Genomic DNA, 316 nt, shown 5'->3' with positions numbered 1-316 from the left:
TCGGCAGGCGCTGCAAAACCGACTGAGGGAGGAGCGCCTTCCGCACGAGCCTGCCGCAATCCGCGCGGAAGCTTTTTTACCAGCTGGGTCGCAGGTGAAACACGCCGTCTTGCAAGAGCAGCAAGCCCGACAAATCGCGCCAGCGCCGTTTGAACGGCACTTGGGCAAGACGCGCGAGGCCCAGGACGGGCTGACGAGTACACGTGACAGGAGCAACCTCGTGAGCAGCGGGGGCATGATCATCAACAACGAACATTACACAGCGCTGTTGATGCCGGCGAAGAGGCAGAGGACTGATAATCCGCAAAGCCTCGCC

1 protein-coding gene is annotated in these 316 nt (G+C 61.4%); it reads left to right on the top strand.

Annotated features, from left to right (window positions below):
• On the top strand, positions 1-316 hold a 316-nt coding region (locus ACWGS9_RS35635; protein ID WP_454509537.1), incomplete at both ends, for a hypothetical protein.

It is taken from the genome of Mesorhizobium sp. Arg314, from assembly GCF_053714275.1.
The sequence above is the reverse complement of the archived record's forward strand: the minus strand, read 5'-3'. Positions and strand labels throughout refer to the sequence as shown.